We start from the raw sequence: 17,734 nt of genomic DNA, 5'->3' as shown, positions 1-17,734 counted from the left end.
GGCCCGCGAGTAGCACGGGCCTCGGGGTCCGGCGGTCCGGCGATCCGTCCGGCAGGGGTCAGGCGAGGCCCGGGAAGAAGATCTTCAGCTCGCGCTCGGCGGACTCCTCGGAGTCGGAGGCGTGGATCAGGTTCTCCCGGACGATCACGCCGAAGTCACCACGGATGGAGCCGGGGGCGGCGGCGATCGGGTCGGTCGGGCCCGCGAGTGCCCGTACGCCCTCGATGACGCGCTCGCCCTCGACGACCAGCGCCACGACCGGGCCGGAGGCCATGAAGGCGACCAGGGGCTCGTAGAAGGGCTTGCCCTTGTGCTCGCCGTAGTGCTGCTCCAGCGTGTCCTGGTCCAGCGTGCGCAGCTCCAGCGCGGTGATCTCCCAGCCGGCCTTGCGCTCGATGCGGCTGATGATCTCGCCGGTCAGGCCGCGACGGACCGCATCGGGCTTGAGAAGGACGAGGGTGCGCTGGCTCACGGTGGTGGCTCCTTCGGGTCACAGATGTGCGGATGCCCGAGGCTACAGGGCGTGTCCGGGTGCGTGTTACGCAGCGTCAGGTGCTACGGGGTGGACCGGTCCGATACGGGCCACCCCGACTGTTTTCGCCCCCGCCGCCCCCACTGAAATTCAGCCCCTCCGGCGTTTGAGGAGCGGGGGTTCGGGGGCGGAGCCCCTGAGTAAGGGACGATGGGGGTCCCCCCGCTCGAGCGAAGCCGAGAGTGGGGGAGGGTAGGGGCGGCGAGGGCGAGAAAACGCCTACGCCGTGTTACCCCCGGCCCCGGCCTGCGCAGCGAACCGCGCCTTCGCCTCCTCCACCTTCCGCCCGTAATGGACCGAAGCCCACCACAGAGCGGCGAAAACGGCCCCGAGGAAGAACATGGTCGGCACGACGAACCCACTCGCGATCAGCAGAACCTGCAGCGCCCAGCCCAGCTGAACACCCCCCGGCCGCGTGATCATCCCGCAGAGCAGCAGACACAACACCATCGCGACCCCACTCACCGTCCAGACCGTGGCCATGGACAGATCGGGATCCTTCATCGCGACAAGCCCCGCGAAACCGATGACGAAGAACTCACCGATCAGCGTCGAAGCACAGAGCGTACGCACGGATCAGCCCCTCCCCAGCAGCAACCGGGCCTCGCCCACCGTGATCACGGAACCGGTCACCAGCACACCGGCCCCCGCGTACTCCGCCTCTTCCTCGGCCAACGTGATCGCGGCCTCCAGGGCGTCGTCCAGCCGGGACTCGACCTGCACCCGGTCGTCCCCGAACACCTCGACGGCGATCGCGGCGAGCGAGTCCACGTCCATGGCCCGCTGACTGGAGTTCTGTGTGACGACGACCTCGGTGAAGATCGGCTCGAAGGCCTCCAGCAACCCCCGTACGTTCTTGTCCCCGCTCGATCCCACGACACCGATCAGCCGGCTGAAGTCGAAGACCTCACGGACCCCCTCGGCGGTCGCCCGGGCCCCAGCCGGATTGTGCGCGGCGTCCAGCACGACCGTCGGCGACCGCCGCACGATCTCCAGCCGCCCGGGCGAGGAGACCGCCGCGAAGGCCTTGCGGACCGTGTCGATGTCGAGCGGCTCGGGCCGCTGGGACCCGACCCCGAAGAACGCCTCCACCGCGGCGAGCGCCACCGCCGCGTTGTGCGCCTGGTACGCCCCGTGCAGCGGGATGTACACCTCGTCGTACTCCCCGCCCAGACCCCGGAGGGTCAGCAGCTGCCCGCCGACGGCGACCTGGCGGCTCACGACGCCGAACTCGAGCCCCTCGCGGGCGACTGTGGCATCGACCTCGACGGCCTTCTTGAGCATCACCTGGGCGGCGTCGACGGGCTGCTGGGCCAGGATCACCGTCGCGTCCTGCTTGACGATCCCGGCCTTCTCCTTGGCGATCTCCCCGGGGGTGGTACCGAGCCGGTCGGTGTGGTCCAGATCGATCGGGGTCACGACGGCGACATCCCCGTCGATCACGTTCGTCGCGTCCCAGCTGCCTCCCATCCCCACCTCCACGACGGCCACGTCGACGGGCGCGTCCGCGAAGGCCGCGTACGCCATGCCCGTGAGGACCTCGAAGAAGGAGAGGCGGAACTCCTGCTGGGAGTCGACCATCTCGACGTACGGCTGGATGTCCCGATACGTCTCCACGAACCGCTCGGCGGAGATCGCGGCGCCGTCCAGGCTGATCCGCTCGGTGATCGACTGGACGTGCGGCGAGGTGTACCGCCCGGTGCGCAGGTCGAAGGCGCCGAGGAGGGCCTCGATCATGCGGGCGGTCGACGTCTTGCCGTTCGTCCCCGTGATGTGGATGGAGGGATACGCGCGCTGCGGCTCCCCCAGCACGTCCATGAGCGCGGCGATCCGGCTCACGGACGGTTCCAGCTTGGTCTCGCCCCAGCGCGTGGCGAGCTCGGCCTCGACCTCACGGAGCGCCTTGTCGGTCTCCTGGTCGGAGGGGCGCGTGGGAATGTCGGACTCCGGCGGCCCGCCCTGCGTGCGCAGGGTACGGCTACCGGCCTCGATCACGGCGAGATCGGGATCGCGCCCGGTCTCCGCCTCGACGATCTCGTCGAACGGGTCGGCCGGGTCTGACTCACTGCTGTCGTGCGGGAGCTCACTCACACCCCCAGTCTACGGAGCCGTACACCCGCCGCCGGGGCAGGGCGACCCCCGCTTGAGGAAGAGTGCGCAGCCCTCTTGGGGGCGCGGGGAACTGCGCGACCAGCTCCCACCCGCCGGCACCCCCGAACGGACCGTCGAAGACACCCGGACACGGGTACACCGAGGGCCCCGGAACCACCAGGTCCCGGGACCCTCGGCCACGTACACACTCACCCTCGCCGGAGGCGACTACGCCTGCGGCAACCCCTCCAGCTGAGCCTGGATACGGGCAATGTCCTCGTCGGCCTTGGCAAGCCGCACCCGGATCTTGTCCACGACATGATCCGGCGCCTTGGCGAGGAACGCCTCGTTGCCGAGCTTGGCGTTCGCCTGCGCCTTCTCCTTCTCCGCCGCGGCGAGATCCTTCGCGAGCCGCTTGCGCTCGGCGGCGACGTCGATCGTGCCGGAGAGGTCGAGCGCGACCTGGGCGCCCGCGACCGGCAGGGTCGCCGTCGCCGCGAAGTCGTCACCCTCCGGCTGGAGGCGCAGCAGCTGGCGGATGGCCGCCTCGTGCGGGGCGAAGGCGGTCCCGTCGAGGGTCAGCCGGGCCGGAACCCGCTGGCCGGGTTGCAGGCCCTGGTCGGCACGGAAGCGGCGGACCTCGGTGATGACCTGCTGAAGCGTCTCGATCTCCCGCTCGGCACCGGTGTCACGGAAGCCACTGTCCTTGGGCCAGTCCGCGATCACGACGGACTCACCACCGGTGAGGGTGGTCCAGAGCGTCTCCGTGACGAACGGGACGACCGGGTGCAGCAGCCGCAGCGTGACGTCCAGGACCTCGCCGAGGACCCGCTTGCTGACGTCGGCGGCGGCGCCGCCCGCCATGAACGTCGTCTTCGACAGCTCGACGTACCAGTCGAAGACCTCGTCCCAGGCGAAGTGGTACAGCGCGTCCGAGAGCTTCGCGAACTGGAAGTCCTCGTAGAACGCGTCGACTTCGGCGACGGTCTTGTTGAGCCGGGAGAGGATCCACCGGTCCGTCGCCGACATCTCGGACGCGTCCGGCAGCGGGCCCTCGACCGTCGCGCCGTTCATCAGCGCGAACCGCGTGGCGTTCCAGATCTTGTTGGCGAAGTTCCGGGACGCCTGGACCCAGTCCTCGCCGATCGGCACGTCCGTACCGGGGTTGGCACCACGGGCGAGGGTGAAGCGGACGGCGTCGGAGCCGTACGCGTCCATCCAGTCGAGCGGGTCGACGACGTTGCCGAACGACTTCGACATCTTCTTGCCGCGCTCGTCACGGACCAGACCGGTCAGGGCGATGGTCTTGAAGGGGACCTCGCCGTCCATCGCGTACAGACCGAACATCATCATCCGGGCGACCCAGAAGAAGATGATGTCGTGGCCGGTGAGCAGGACGTCGGTCGGGTAGAACTTCTTGAGGTCCGGGGTCTGTTCGGGCCAGCCGAGCGTGGAGAACGGCCACAGGCCGGACGAGAACCAGGTGTCGAGGACGTCGGTGTCCTGCCTCCAGCCCTCTGCCTCGGTGCCCGGCGGCTCCTCGTCGGGGCCGACACAGACCGTCTCGCCGTCCGGGCCGTACCAGATCGGGATGCGGTGGCCCCACCACAGCTGACGCGAGATGTTCCAGTCGTTGAGGTTGTCGACCCAGTCGAAGTACCGCTTCGACATGTCCTCGGGGTGGATCTTCACCCGGCCGTCGCGGACCGCGTCACCGGCGGCCTGCGCGAGCGGGCCGACCTTGACCCACCACTGCAGGGACTGCCGCGGCTCGATGGTGGTCCGGCAGCGCGAGCAGTGCCCGACGCTGTGGACGTACGGACGCTTCTCGGCGACGATCCGGCCCTGCGAGCGCAGTGCGCCGACGATGGCGGAACGCGCCTCGTAACGGTCGAGTCCCTCGAAGGGGCCGTGGACGGTGATGATCGCCCGCTCGTCCATGACCGTGATCGACTCCAGGCCGTGGCGCCGGCCGATCGCGAAGTCGTTCGGGTCGTGGGCGGGGGTGACCTTGACGGCACCCGTGCCGAACTCGGGGTCGACGTGCGTGTCCGCGACGACGGGGATGGTGCGGTCGGTCAGCGGCAACTTGATGCGCTTGCCGATGAGGTGACGGTAGCGCTCGTCGTCGGGGTGAACGGCGACGGCGGTGTCACCGAGCATGGTCTCGGCGCGGGTGGTGGCGACGACGAGCGTCTCGTCACCCTCGCCGTACTTGATGGAGACGAGCTCGCCGTCGTCCTCCTGGTACTCGACCTCGATGTCCGAAATGGCCGTCAGGCAGCGGGGACACCAGTTGATGATGCGCTCGGCGCGGTAGATCAGCTCGTCGTCGTACAGCTTCTTGAAGATGGTCTGGACGGCCTTGGACAGCCCCTCGTCCATGGTGAACCGCTCACGGTCCCAGTCCACACCGTCCCCGAGCCGGCGCATCTGCCCGAGGATCTTGCCGCCGTACTCCTCCTTCCACTGCCAGACGCGCTCGACGAACTCCTCGCGCCCGAGGTCGTGCCGCGACTTGCCCTCCTCGGCAAGCTGCTGCTCGACCTTGTTCTGCGTGGCGATACCGGCGTGGTCCATGCCGGGCAGCCACAGCGCCTCGTACCCCTGCATGCGCTTGCGCCTGGTCAGCGCGTCCATGAGCGTGTGCTGGAAGGCGTGCCCCAGGTGCAGCGACCCGGTGACGTTCGGCGGCGGAATGACGATGGTGTACGGCTGCTTCTCGCTCTTCGCGTCGGCGGCGAAGTAACCCCGCTCCACCCAGCGCTCGTACAGCTTCCCCTCTACCTCGGCCGGCGCGTACTGGGTCGGCAGTTCGGGGGCGTTGGCTGGCGTCTGCTGCTGAGCGTTCTCGGTCACGGGGTCAGTTTAGGGGTGTCACGGGCTCGCTCTGAAACTCGATTACTTGGTAACGGTGAGGGCCCCGATGCTCCGCCCGCCCTTCCGTTGGGTCAGGATGTTCGGAACACATAAGCATCTGGAGGGGAACCCAGAAATGAGCTACAACCAGCCGGGCCCGTACGGCGGGCAGCCTCAGCAGCCCGGACCGTACGGTCAGCCGGGTCCTTACGGCCAGCAGCCGCAGGCCCCCCAGCCCGGCTACGGCTACCCGCAGCAGGCGCCTCAGCAGCAGCCCGGCTACGGGTACCCCCAGCAGGCCCCTCCCGGGGTTCCGCCCCAGCAGCCGGGCTACGGCCAGCAGCCGCCGTACGGTCAGCAGCCCCCCGGCGCCCCCTACGGCGCGCCGGTGCCGCCCGCTCCCGGCGGCGGCAAGAAGAAGACGGGCCTCATCATCGGCGCGGTCGCGGTCGTGGCGGCGATCGCGGTCGGCGCGTACTTCGTCGTCGGAAGCGGCAGCAGCGGCTCCTCGGACGTCGCGGACGACGGCCCCCACAAGCTGACCGCTCCGGCGACTGTGCTCACGGAGTACAAGAAGGGCAACGGCGCCGACGACGGCATGTCCAAGTCGGATCTGAAGGACGCCGAGTCGTGGGGTGTGAAGAACCCCAAGGACGTCAGCGCCACCTACCAGTCGGGCGACGAGTCCAACCCGCTGGCCGGGAAGATGATCACCTTCGGCGGCGTCTACGGCGACATCGAGGACCCGGAGAAGGCGGTCGACGGATTCCTCGCCTTCATGAAGAAGGACTCCCAGGGCGAGGAGGGCGTCACCGTCGTCGGCAGCCCGAAGGAGTACAAGCCCGACTCCTTGGACGGCGCCGTCATGAAGTGCCAGAACGCCAAGGTGGACAACACCGACGGCGAGGCAAGCGAGCCGAAGTCGGTGACCATGACGTACTGCGTCTGGGGCGACCACAGCACGCTCGGTTTCGTCATGCCGATGGAGCTCTCGGACGTCGCGGCGGGCAAGAGTGCCGACCCCAATGAATCGGCCGAGACCGCCGCCAAGCTCCGCAAGGAAGTCCGCGTCAAGGCCTGACCGAACGTTCAGGCGGTCTCAGTAGCAGTCTCAACAGCGGTCTCAACGGCGAAGGGGCCCCGGTCGGTTGACCGGGGCCCCTTCGCCGTACCACGTACCTCGTATGTGCGTGCCGCCTACGCCGTCTTCTGCTCGCCCGGCCCCCGCCCCCGCGCGTCCCGCGGGATCAGGGTCGGGTTGACGTTCGAGCGGACGGCTTCCGCCGTGATGACCACGCGGGCCACGTCCTTGCGGGACGGGACCTCGTACATCACGGACTGGAGGACTTCCTCCATGATGGCGCGCAGGCCTCGGGCGCCGGTCTGGCGGAGGATGGCCTGGTCGGCGATGGCCTCCATGGCCTCGCGCTCGAAGTCCAGCTCCACGCCGTCGAGTTCGAAGAGGCGCTGGTACTGCTTCACCAGCGCGTTGCGGGGCTCGACGAGGATCTGGAGGAGGGCCTCGCGGTCGAGGTTGTGCACCGAAGTGATGACGGGCAGACGGCCGATGAACTCCGGGATCATGCCGAACTTGACCAGGTCCTCGGGCATGACGGCCTCGAACTGGTCCTTGGACTCCATCTCGCGCTTCGAGCGGATCGTCGCACCGAAGCCGATGCCCTTCGCGCCGGCCCGGGACTCGATCAGCTTCTCCAGGCCCGCGAAGGCGCCGCCCACGATGAACAGGACGTTCGTCGTGTCGATCTGGATGAACTCCTGGTGCGGGTGCTTGCGTCCGCCCTGGGGCGGGACCGAGGCCGTCGTGCCTTCGAGGATCTTCAACAGGGCCTGCTGGACGCCCTCGCCGCTCACATCCCGCGTGATCGACGGGTTTTCGCTCTTACGAGCCACCTTGTCGATCTCGTCGATGTAGATGATGCCCGTCTCGGCCTTCTTGACGTCGTAGTCAGCGGCCTGGATGAGCTTCAGCAGGATGTTCTCGACGTCCTCGCCCACATAGCCGGCCTCCGTCAGCGCCGTCGCGTCGGCGATGGCGAACGGGACGTTCAGCATGCGGGCCAGGGTCTGGGCGAGGAGCGTCTTGCCCGAGCCCGTCGGGCCGAGGAGCAGGATGTTGGACTTCGCCAACTCGATGGCGTCCTCGCGGTTCTGACCCGTGCTGTTCTCGCCGGCCTGGACCCGCTTGTAGTGGTTGTACACCGCGACCGAGAGGGCCTTCTTGGCGGACTCCTGGCCTACGACGTACCCCTCGAGGAACTCGTAGATCTCGCGAGGTTTGGGGAGTTCCTCCCAGCGGACCTCGCTCGTCTCCGCGAGCTCTTCCTCGATGATCTCGTTGCAGAGATCGATGCACTCGTCGCAGATGTACACACCAGGGCCTGCGATGAGCTTCTTGACCTGCTTCTGGCTCTTGCCACAGAACGAGCACTTGAGCAGATCGCCGCCGTCACCGATGCGTGCCACGGTGTGCTTCCCCTTCGCCTGGGAGACGCCTAGGTCCAGCGGCTCCTGGTGCTGCCTTATGTCCGACGGTACCTTGCCGAGCCCCTCGTTCGGGCCCCCCTTGGCGCGGTTCACTTTGTCGTGAACCGCGTCAAGGAGCGGCAGACGATACAGCGCTGCGTCACGCGACCGAGGCGTTGTTCATCTTCCGGGTCGAGATGATCTGGTCGATCAGGCCGTACGAGAGCGCGTCCTCGGCCGTGAGGATCTTGTCGCGCTCGATGTCCTCGCGGATCTTCTCGATCGGCGTCGTCGAGTGCTTGGCCAGCATGTCTTCCAGCTGGGCACGCATGCGCAGGATCTCGTTGGCCGCGATTTCGAGGTCCGAGACCTGGCCTCGGCCGGTCTCGCTGTACGGCTGGTGGATCAGCACGCGGGCGTTGGGAAGTGCCATGCGCTTGCCCGGCGTACCGGCGGCCAGCAGGATCGCGGCGGCCGAAGCCGCCTGGCCCATGCAGACCGTCTGGATGTCCGGCTTCACGAACTGCATCGTGTCGTAAATCGCAGTGAGTGCCGTGAAGGAGCCGCCGGGGCTGTTGATGTAGACCGAGATGTCCCGGTCGGGGTCCATCGACTCCAGGCACAGCAGCTGCGCCATGACGTCGTTGGCGGAGGCGTCGTCGATCTGCACGCCGAGGAAGATCACGCGCTCCTCGAAGAGCTTCGCGTACGGGTCGTACTCACGGACGCCCTGCGAGGTGCGCTCGACGAAGCGCGGGATGACGTAGCGGGACTCCGCGCGAGGGCCGGTGTATTCGGCCTCTGTGCGGGCGTAGAGGCCGCTGCCGGGGAAGTCGTTCACTGTGTCTCCTGGAGAGCCTGATAAGGGCTGAGGCGGTCGGCTGGGGGCTCGGAGGGGCTTGGTGCCGGTCTACGCCGGCACCGGGGTCGGCTGTGTGCCGACCTAGGCCGCTCCGGTGCCGCCGCCGCCAGGCATTCCGGCAGCGGTGGGCATGATGTCGTCGATGAGGCCGTACGCCTTGGCCTCGATCGGGTCGAACCAGCGGTCCCGGTCCGAGTCGCGGGTGATCTGTTCCACGGTCTGGCCGGTGTGGAAGGAGGTCAGCTCCGCCATCCGCTTCTTGGTGTGCAGCAGCCGCTCGGCGTGGATCTTGATGTCCGACGCGGAACCGGCGAGGCCGGCCGAGGGCTGGTGGATCAGGATCTCCGCGTTCGGCAGCGCGAAGCGCTTGCCCGGAGTACCCGCGCTCAGCAGGAACTGGCCCATGGAGGCCGCCATGCCCATCGCGATCGTCACCACGTCGTTCTTGATGTACTGCATGGTGTCGTAGATCGCCATGCCGGCGGTGATCGAGCCGCCGGGGCTGTTGATGTAGAGGTAGATGTCCTTCTCCGGGTCGGAGGCAAGGAGCAGCAGCTGCGCCGTGATCTTGTTGGCGATGTCGTCGTCGACCGCCTGGCCGAGGAAGATGATCCGCTCGCCGAGCAGCCGGTTGTAGACCTGGTCGCCGAGGCCACCACCGATGGGGTCGCCGGCGGCTGTGGGCATCAGATTCGTCACGTATCCACCTGCTCGTCTTACGACGGCGCCGGGCCGTCTCACGTCTTCTGCTGGGGGCGTGGGACCCCGTGTGCGCGCCGTGTCGGACGGCTCCGGGGACTCCCCTGCCCTCGTACTCATGGACCCTAACGCGCGGGTCCCTCCGGGGAATCCCGCAGAGGTGACTGTTCGCTGTGAGCGCATGCGCTCCGCTGGGTGAGCAGGGGGTTCGGCGGGCCCCGCCCCGGCCTTCGGGGGCGCGGGGGAACGGCGCACTCAGCCCCCCCTCGGGGGTGCGGTCGCGTCTGCCACGGATGGTGCATCGGCGGGTGCATCGGCGGGTGCGGGTTGCCGTGGGTTGCTCGCGCCCAGGGGCGCGAGACCGTGCGGGCCCCGCGCCCCTGGAAGGCCCTACGGGCCCCCGGAACATGTCCCGGGGGCCCGTAGTACGTACTGGTGAGGCGATCAGGCCTCGGTCTTCTCCTCGGAAGACTCGGCGGCGTCGGCCTTGGGGGCCTCGGTGGCCTCCTCGGCCGCTTCCTCCGTCGAGCCCTCGGCAGAGACCTCGTCCTCGTCCTCGTCGTCCAGGTCGACGAGCTCGCCGTTCGTGTCCTTCACCGTGGCGGCCTCGACCACGACGGCCAGGGCCTTGCCGCGGGCGACCTCGCCGACGAGCATCGGGACCTGGCCGCCCTCGACGACCGCCTGGGCGAACTGGTCGGGAGACATGTTGGAGGAAGCCGCACGCCGCATGAGGTGCTCGGTGAGCTCCTCCTGGTTGACGTTCAGCTTCTCCTTGTTGACGAGCTCGTCCAGGACGAACTGCGTCTTGATGCCCTTGACCGCGGCTTCCTTGGTCTCGGTGTCGAACTCCTCGGCCGTCTTGCCCTGGATCTCGAGGTACTTCTCGAGGTCGATGCCCATCTGGCCGAGCTGGTGGTGCTCCAGGTTGTGCTTGCGGGTGTTGATCTCGTCCTCGAGCAGCTTCTCGGGGACGGGCACCTCGACGAGCTCCAGCAGCTTCTCCAGGACGCGCTCCTGGGCCTGCGTGGCCTGGTCGTACTGCTTCATGTTCTCGAGGCGCTTGCGGCTGTCACCGCGCAGCTCCTCGAGGGTGTCGAACTCGGACGCGAGCTGCGCGAAGTCGTCGTCCAGCTCGGGCAGTTCGCGCTTGGCGACCTGGGTGACCTTGACGGTGACCTCGGCCTCCTTGCCGGCTGCCGAGCCGCCCTTGAGCTCGGAGGCGAAGGTGGCCTCGCCACCGGCCTCCACGCCCTTGACGGCGTCGTCGATGCCATCCAGCAGCTCACCAGAGCCGATGGTGTAGGAGACGCCGCTCGCGACGCCGTCCTCCAGGACCTCGCCGTCGACCTTGGCCTCCAGGTCGAGGGTGACGACGTCGCCGTCCTCGGCGGCACGCTCGACCGGGGCGGTCGAGGCGAAGCGCTCACGCAGCTCCTCGACGGCCTTGTCGACGTCCTCTTCGCTGACCTCGACGGCGTCGACCTCGACCTCGATGCCGGAGTAGTCCGGGATCTCGATGGTCGGGCGGACGTCGACCTCGGCGGTGAAGTTCAGCGTCTCGCCGTCCTTCAGCTCCGTGATGTCGACCTCGGGCTGGCCGAGGACGTTCAGCTCGGCCTCGTTGACCGCGTCGGTGTAGAACTTCGGAAGCGCGTCGTTGACCGCTTCCTCAAGAACCGCACCGCGGCCGAACCGCTGGTCGATGACGCGCGCCGGAATCTTGCCCTTCCGGAAGCCCTTCACCGTGACCTGCTGGTTGATCTTCTTGTACGCCGCGTCGAGGCTGTCCTTGAGCTCCTCGAAGGGCACCTCGATGCTGAGCCGAACCCGGGTCGGGTTCAGGGTCTCCACGGCGCTCTTCACGGTTCGGTCTCCTTGGGGGCTGACTTCTTTGGGTTCTGCTGACGTTCTCTGCCGGATACGGCGGAGCCTCAGCGGATTGGCGGCCCTTGAGGGACGTAACAATGCAGACACACGGGCGCGCAGTTTGCATACTAGCCGCAGGCGGGACACGCCCCAAAAGGTGATCTTGCCGGTGGTCCGGCACGATGGTCGGGGTGGCGGGATTTGAACCCACGGCCTTCCGCTCCCAAAGCGGACGCGCTACCAAGCTGCGCCACACCCCGTCTGGTGCGAGACGTAGGGTACATGCCCGCAGGCGGCGCGGCTCCCGCATTTCACGGGGCACTCGGGGCCTCCGGAACGGGGTGTGCGACGAGGGGGTGCGACCCGCTACGATACTTCCGTGCCGCGCGTCACTGACCTGCGGCGCATCCTGTGCGGGCGTAGCTCAATGGTAGAGCCCTAGTCTTCCAAACTAGCTACGCGGGTTCGATTCCCGTCGCCCGCTCTGTACAGCTCAGGACCAGGTCGGAGATTCACTCCCCGACCTGGCCCTGACGCGTTTCCGGGGCGGGTTCGGTTCCGGAGCCGTCCCGTTCAGTCCCGTTCACTCCCGTTCAGTTGCGGAGGAAGGCGATCAGTTCGCCCAGGAGGCGGGCCGGGGCGTCCAGGGGGACCAGGTGGCCCGCGTCCGGGATCGGGCGGAGGCGGGCGCCCGGGATCAGGGAGGCGAGTTCCTCGCCCTTGGCGGGTGGGATCCAGGTGTCCTCGGTGGCCCAGCAGACGGTGACGGGCAGGTTCAGCGTGGGATAGAGGGGTTGGATCTCGTCCGTGTAGCGCTGGTCGGCCTGGGCGATCTGGCGGTAGAACGCCGCCTGCCCCGCCGCGTCCGTCCAGGGGGTGACCAGTTCGTCCAGTACCCCGGGCAGCAGTCCCCGATGGCTCGCGGAGCTCACGTACTCGCGGACCAGTGCCTCGTGCAGCGGTGCGGGCAGTTGCCCGAAGACCGCCGCGTGCTCGGCGACCAGGCGGAAGAAGGGTGAGCCCCAGGGGGCGAGCGCGACGGGGTCGACCAGGGCGAGGCGCCGGTACTCGGCCTTGTGCAGCAGATGCGCCCGGAGTGCGACGCAGCCGCCGAAGTCGTGGGCGATCACCGACGGGTTCGCCAGTCCCCAGACCCCCAGGAGTTCGGCGAACACCTCGCCCTGCGCCTTGAGGGACACGTCCTGGCCGTCGCTCTTCTGGGAGCCGCCGTAGCCGGGCATGTCCCAGACGTGGACCCGGTGGCCGTCGGCGGCGAGCGCCGGGGCGATCTCGTGCCACACGTAGGACGAGAACGGGGTGCCGTGCAGCAGCACCACGGGCGGACCGTCCTGTGGCCCGAGCCGGTCCCACCGGAGGGTTCCGATCGGACTCTCCCAGCTCTCACGCAGCTGCCATGTGTTCTCGGGGCTCACTTCCTCGGGCTCCTTCGGTCGGGAGGACGGCTGAGAAGAAGGACAGAAGAAGGACAACCGAGAAGAAGACGGATCGACGGATGAGAAGTCGTACGTCGGCCAGAGGGCTCGGGCGTCCACCGCGTGGACCGAGTAGCTCCGCCGCACTGTCGGGCCGTGGCATGCCGCCGGAACCCGTCCGCTCCCCCGGTGTCCTTGTCCGCCGGGCGTCCCTGAGTCGTTCAGAGGCTCAGAGGCTCGGAAGCTCAGAACTGGATCGAGTTGATGGTCTCCGCTACCGAGTTGAGGAACCGTTGGATGTCGTCCGCCATACCTGTGGAGGCGAGGAAGAAACCGAAGAGCACGGCGACCACCGCCGGCCCGCCCTTGATCGATCCCCCTCGTATCAACACCACCAGGACGATCCCCAACAGAAGCACCACTGACAGCGAAATGGCCACAACTGATCACACCCTACGGTCGGTCCGCTCTCCCGGCCCGGAGGTGCAACCCCGCGCACCCCCGCCAGAACCATCGTGCCACCAACGAGCCCGGCGTATGCGGCGGGTGAGCCATCGTTCGGTCACAGACGCGAACGGCCGCACGTCGCACGGCAATTCGAGGTATCCCTCTCACGGGAAATTCAGGAAGATCGTTTCCATGTCCACACACTCGTCCACACAACCTGTTCGCAGCCAATTCGAATTGTTGCCACAGGCACAGCAACGAGACTGAAGACGGGTCACTAAAGACGACTCAACCGGACATTTCACCAGAGTCGCCCGCGGGCGTTATGCACCATTTAGTCGTGACGAATCAGGACGTAACACCCGCTTGCGGTATGACGATCGACACAGGTATCCGCATGACGACTTCGCCAAATACCGGGTACGCGTACAGCGATAAGCAGGATTCGCCTCAGAGGTTTTACGAAATCCCACAGACAACGCTAGGGTGCCTCAGATGTTCTACGCTGCCACGTCCCCCGCACGCGCAGCGAGGTCCAGGATCGTCTCCCCCAGCTCCTGGTGGGAGGGTCTGTGACGAACTCGCTCCGTCCGCACGGCCGTCAGAGCGCTCCGCTCCCGTCGGCCCAGACACCGGCGACGGGTGTACCGAGCCCGCGACCGGCACGGACCCCGGGATCCCCGCAACCGGGTGCCGCCATCAACGGGCCGGGCACCAAGCCCGCCAAGCAGCGCGACGCGTTCTTCGACAACGCCAAGTATCTGGCGATCGTGTTCGTCGCGATGGGTCACGCCTGGGAACCGCTGACCGACCACAGCCGCGCCGCCGAGGCGCTCTACATGGTCGTCTACACCTTCCACATGCCGGCCTTCATCCTCATCTCCGGCTACTTCTCCCGCAGTTTCGACATGCGCACCGACCGGCTCCAGCGGCTGGTCACGGGCATCGCCGTGCCGTACATCCTCTTCGAGGTCGCGTACTCCCTCTTCAAGAAGTGGGCGGACGACGACCCGAGCCACCCGATCAGCCTGCTCGACCCCTGGTACCTCACGTGGTTCCTGGTCGCGCTGTTCGTGTGGCGGATGACGGTCCCGCTGTGGAAGGTCGTGCGCTGGCCCGTGCCGCTCGCGCTCGCCATCGCGATGCTCGCCTCCGTGTCACCCGACATCGGCGACGACCTCGACCTCCAGCGGGTCCTGCAGTTCCTGCCGTTCTTCGTCGTGGGCCTGTTCATGAAGCCCGAGCACTTCCAGCTCATGCGGCGCCGCGAGGTGCGGATCCTGTCGGTTCCGGTTCTCCTGGGCGCGCTCGCCTTCGCCTACTGGGCGGGGCCGCGCATGAGCTCGGCGTGGTTCTACCACCGTGACAGCGCCCAGGAGTTGGGCTCCCCCTGGTGGGCCGGTGTCGTGATGACGCTCGCCATGTTCGGCTGCTCGATGGTGCTCACCTCGTGCTTCTTCGCCTGGGTGCCGCGCCGCAAGATGTGGTTCACCGTGCTCGGCGCGGGCACACTGTACGGCTATCTGCTGCACGGCTTCCTCGCCAAGGGCTCCCGCTTCTGGGGCTGGTACGCCGACTACGCGTGGCTGAACCAGCCGCTCGGCGAGATCTTCCTCACGGTTGTCGCCGCGGCGGTCATCACGGTGCTGTGTACTCCGCCTGTGCAGCGGGCGTTCCGCTTCGCGATGGAGCCGAAGATGGAGTGGGCGTTCAAGAGGGACGCGACGGAGTTGGCCCGGGAGCGGGCCAAGTCGTAGACCGCGCCCCCTTCAGGGGCGCGGCAGGCCCAGGAGTTTGCGCATCTTCGTGTACTTCTGGGTCAGGCGGGCCCGGGTGAACTCGTCCAGGGCCGCCAGGCGCGCCGGGTCCGCGTTGTGGGCCAGGTCGGACTCCTTCACCAGGAGGGCTCCCGGGGTGGCCAGGATGCGGTCGGCGTAGGCCTCAGGGGGCTCGCCCTGCCGTTTGGTGAGGGCCAGCACGATGTCCTTCGCGCGCCGGGACAGGGCGGCCTCGCGGAGCCACTCCTCGGAGAGCGCGTCGTCCTCGACGGAGTCGTGCAGCCAGGCGGCGGCGATCTGCTCCTCGTCGCCGCCGCGGGCCCGCACCCCGTCGGCCACGGCCCGCAGGTGCTCGGCGTACGGACGGCCCGCCTTGTCCGTCTGGGCGGCGTGCGCGTTACGGGCCAGGGCCTCGACCTCGGTGAGGGTCAGAAGCGGTCTCTCGGTCACTCGGCGCTCGTTCTCGGTCATGCGTCGAGTGTGCCCCGTATCGCGGCCCGCGCCGGTACGGTCGCCGCCGTCAGGCCGAGGATCACAGTGGCCGCCGCGAACGAGCCGTACACCAGCGGGGGTATGTACGGTGCCTGGCCCGTCAGGCCCTTCATCGTCGGGACGAGCGTGGCGAGCGCGATGGCCGTGCCCAGGACGATCCCGGCGAGTGCGACGAGCAGCGCCTCCCAGCGGATCATGCGCATCACCTGGCGGCGGGTGGAACCGATGAGCCGTAGTGTGCCCAGCTCGCGCCGGCGGTCGAGGACCGTCATCACCAGGGTGTTGGCGGCGGCGACGGCCGCGAATCCGCCGAGGACGGCCGCGCACTGCAGGAACGTGGACTTGCCCGAGCCGGACGGTCCCAACACGGCGGTGAAGCTGCCGCGCGGAGCGCGAAGTCGATGCGCGCAGGGCGTGCACGGCGGAGGCTCCGCGCCCGTACTGCCGCCGCACGCCCCGCAGTTCGACGGCCCAGCCCCCCGCCGGGCCGGTCGGGCCCTGTGCGACGACCGCCGGGCCGGTCGTGCTCCGTACGGCGTCCCCGTCCTCGTACCGCTTCCTGCGCAGCCCCATGGCCGGGTGCGCCTTCCCTCACTCGTCGCCCCGCTCGTCGCAGCACGCTCGCTGCCGATGTCTCGAAACTACGGATTCGGGACCAGTCGGGACCATGAGGGACGGCCGCCGAGTCCAGGTGGGGCAAACCCCACCGCTCCGCACGGCCCGGTCGGCACTCCAGATCGTTTGGTAAACTAATTACTGACGATTCCTTGACGCTTCCTTGACCAATCTCCGGACCAACCCCGACCAGCCCCTACCGCTCTCTCGACCAAGGAGGAACGGGCCCATCGGACACGCAGAGCTTCTGATCGCCATGGGCGGTGCCTTTCTGGCCGCCGCTGTTCTCGCCCGCTCGGGTGCCCGTATCGGGCTCCCCACGATTCCCCTCTTCATCCTGGCCGGAATACTGCTCGGCCCCCACACGCCCGGCATCGTGCTCGTCTCGGACCCGCACGACATGGAGATGCTCTCCGCACTCGGCCTGGTCCTGCTGCTCTTCTACCTCGGCCTCGAGTTCCACATGGACGACCTCAAGGCGGGCGGGCGCCGGATGGCTCTCGCCGGGGGGACCTACCTCGCGCTGAACGTCGGCGCCGGCCTGGGCTTCGGATTCGCACTCGGCTGGGGCACCTCCGAGGCGCTGGTCCTCGCCGGGGTGCTGGGCATCTCGTCGTCCGCGATCGTGACGAAGGTGCTCGTGGACACGGGGCGGCTCGGGAACCCCGAGACCAAGCCGATCCTCGGCATCATCGTCGTCGAGGACATCTTCCTCGCCCTCTATCTGGCGGCCCTCCAGCCGGTCCTGTCCGGCGCGAACTCCCTCGGCGCGGCCGTCCTCGACGGCGGCAAGGCCTTCGCCTTCCTGCTGCTGCTCGCCCTCGCGGCGCGGTTCGGTACGCGGGTGGTGGGGCGGCTCTTCGCCACCAAGGACGACGAGTTGCTGGTCATCTCCTTCCTCGGGGCGGCCGTGTTCATGGCGGGGGTCTCGGAGTGGTTCGGGGTGGCGGACGCGATCGGGGCGTTCATGGTCGGGCTGATGCTCGGCAGCACCTCCTCCGGGGAGCGGATACGGAAGCTGGTGCATCCGTTGCGGGACGCCTTCGGCGCGATGTTCTTCTTCGCGTTCGGGCTGTCCATCGACCCCGGTGACCTGCCCACCGTGCTCTGGCCCGTGCTGGCCGCGGTGGCGCTGACGCTCGTCATGAACGTGCTGGCCGGGCTCGGGGCGGCTCGTGTGTACGGGTTCGCGGCCGGGCCCGCTGCCAACATCTCCACGACGCTTCTTGCTCGGGGGGAGTTTGCGCTCATCCTTGCGACGATGGCTGCGGTGGCGGGGCTCGATGATCGGCTGTCGCCGTTCATCGCGGGGTATGTGTTGCTGCTGGCTGTTCTTGGGCCGTTGGCTGCGGGGCGGTCGGGGTGGCTGGCTCGGGTGTTGCCCGGGGGGCGGGCCGACGCGGACGTTGAGCGGGACGTGGCCCGGGTCGGCTGAGGCCGACCACGCTCGTCTTGCGTGCCTTTCCTTTTCCCCAGCCCCACCCACCCGGGGGCCTGGGGGCTCCGGTCCGTAGTGCACACGGGGGCGAAAACCGGTCGCGGACCACGTCAGCCGGCCCGCCGCCAGGGCATC

General features: G+C 68.3%; 14 protein-coding genes, 2 tRNA genes and 1 pseudogene. 4 read left to right on the top strand and 13 right to left on the bottom strand.

Annotated elements, in window-relative coordinates; genetic code table 11:
* Positions 1-58: 58 nt before the first annotated feature.
* The 4 genes from ndk to ACZ5VQ_RS44560 all read right to left on the bottom strand — a co-directional run bounded on the left by ndk (position 59) and on the right by ACZ5VQ_RS44560 (position 5,482).
* A complete protein-coding gene (gene ndk / locus ACZ5VQ_RS44575; RefSeq protein WP_200398182.1) occupies positions 59-472 on the bottom strand; it encodes a nucleoside-diphosphate kinase in 414 nt (137 codons plus the stop codon).
* Positions 473-751: 279 nt separating this feature from the next.
* Positions 752-1,105, bottom strand: a complete 354-nt coding sequence (locus ACZ5VQ_RS44570) for a DUF4233 domain-containing protein (protein ID WP_469110003.1) — start codon at positions 1,103-1,105, stop codon at positions 752-754.
* Between the two features lie 3 nt (positions 1,106-1,108).
* Positions 1,109-2,623 carry a bifunctional tetrahydrofolate synthase/dihydrofolate synthase gene (gene folC / locus ACZ5VQ_RS44565; RefSeq protein WP_469110002.1) on the bottom strand — a complete coding sequence of 505 codons (1,515 nt, stop codon included), beginning with the start codon at positions 2,621-2,623 and terminating at the stop codon, positions 1,109-1,111.
* Positions 2,624-2,851: 228 nt separating this feature from the next.
* The gene (locus tag ACZ5VQ_RS44560) at positions 2,852-5,482 is read right to left on the bottom strand and encodes a valine--tRNA ligase (RefSeq protein WP_469110001.1); all 2,631 of its coding nucleotides are present in this window, start codon (positions 5,480-5,482) and stop codon (positions 2,852-2,854) included.
* A gap of 136 nt (positions 5,483-5,618) precedes the next feature.
* On the opposite strand from ACZ5VQ_RS44560, the gene ACZ5VQ_RS44555 reads away from it, so the two are divergent.
* Positions 5,619-6,563 (top strand): hypothetical protein, encoded by a 945-nt coding sequence (locus ACZ5VQ_RS44555; RefSeq protein ID WP_469110000.1) that lies wholly within the window; start codon positions 5,619-5,621, stop codon positions 6,561-6,563.
* Between the two features lie 116 nt (positions 6,564-6,679).
* Here ACZ5VQ_RS44555 and clpX read toward each other — a convergent pair whose 3' ends face one another.
* The 5 genes from clpX to ACZ5VQ_RS44530 form a co-directional block, all read right to left on the bottom strand.
* Complete coding sequence (gene clpX / locus ACZ5VQ_RS44550; RefSeq protein WP_055611895.1) at positions 6,680-7,966, bottom strand: ATP-dependent Clp protease ATP-binding subunit ClpX; 1,287 nt, start codon at positions 7,964-7,966, stop codon at positions 6,680-6,682.
* A gap of 160 nt (positions 7,967-8,126) precedes the next feature.
* A complete protein-coding gene (locus ACZ5VQ_RS44545; protein WP_143632144.1) occupies positions 8,127-8,807 on the bottom strand; it encodes an ATP-dependent Clp protease proteolytic subunit in 681 nt (226 codons plus the stop codon).
* Between the two features lie 102 nt (positions 8,808-8,909).
* A complete protein-coding gene (locus ACZ5VQ_RS44540) occupies positions 8,910-9,515 on the bottom strand; it encodes an ATP-dependent Clp protease proteolytic subunit (protein ID WP_186001018.1) in 606 nt (201 codons plus the stop codon).
* A 456-nt stretch (positions 9,516-9,971) separates the two neighbouring features.
* Positions 9,972-11,393, bottom strand: a complete 1,422-nt coding sequence (gene tig / locus ACZ5VQ_RS44535; protein WP_469109999.1) for a trigger factor — start codon at positions 11,391-11,393, stop codon at positions 9,972-9,974.
* 186 nt (positions 11,394-11,579) lie between these two features.
* Positions 11,580-11,656: transfer RNA gene (locus ACZ5VQ_RS44530), tRNA-Pro, on the bottom strand.
* A gap of 153 nt (positions 11,657-11,809) precedes the next feature.
* On the opposite strand from ACZ5VQ_RS44530, the gene ACZ5VQ_RS44525 reads away from it, so the two are divergent.
* Positions 11,810-11,880 (top strand) — tRNA-Gly (locus ACZ5VQ_RS44525).
* Between the two features lie 109 nt (positions 11,881-11,989).
* Here the strand turns inward: ACZ5VQ_RS44525 and ACZ5VQ_RS44520 are convergent.
* Positions 11,990-12,829, bottom strand: coding sequence for an alpha/beta fold hydrolase (locus ACZ5VQ_RS44520; RefSeq protein ID WP_469109998.1), 840 nt, complete (start codon positions 12,827-12,829; stop codon positions 11,990-11,992).
* A 245-nt stretch (positions 12,830-13,074) separates the two neighbouring features.
* Complete coding sequence (locus tag ACZ5VQ_RS44515; protein ID WP_055611884.1) at positions 13,075-13,269, bottom strand: hypothetical protein; 195 nt, start codon at positions 13,267-13,269, stop codon at positions 13,075-13,077.
* 579 nt (positions 13,270-13,848) lie between these two features.
* On the opposite strand from ACZ5VQ_RS44515, the gene ACZ5VQ_RS44510 reads away from it, so the two are divergent.
* On the top strand, positions 13,849-15,033 hold the full coding sequence (locus tag ACZ5VQ_RS44510; protein WP_469109997.1) for an acyltransferase family protein: 1,185 nt from the start codon (positions 13,849-13,851) through the stop codon (positions 15,031-15,033).
* 12 nt (positions 15,034-15,045) lie between these two features.
* On the opposite strand, the gene ACZ5VQ_RS44505 is transcribed toward ACZ5VQ_RS44510, so the two are convergent.
* Complete coding sequence (locus ACZ5VQ_RS44505) at positions 15,046-15,525, bottom strand: HD domain-containing protein (RefSeq protein WP_469109996.1); 480 nt, start codon at positions 15,523-15,525, stop codon at positions 15,046-15,048.
* Positions 15,522-15,869, bottom strand: a pseudogene (locus ACZ5VQ_RS44500) (ABC transporter permease); the annotation flags it as partial. The pseudogene ACZ5VQ_RS44500 and the gene ACZ5VQ_RS44505, both read right to left, overlap by 4 nt.
* Positions 15,870-16,417: 548 nt before the next feature.
* On the opposite strand from ACZ5VQ_RS44500, the gene ACZ5VQ_RS44495 reads away from it, so the two are divergent.
* Positions 16,418-17,596, top strand: coding sequence for a cation:proton antiporter (locus ACZ5VQ_RS44495; protein WP_469109995.1), 1,179 nt, complete (start codon positions 16,418-16,420; stop codon positions 17,594-17,596).
* The last annotated feature ends 138 nt before the right edge of the window (positions 17,597-17,734 follow it).

The organism is Streptomyces sp. NPDC033178, assembly GCF_055577685.1.
This window is presented reverse-complemented; position numbering and strand designations above follow the sequence as displayed.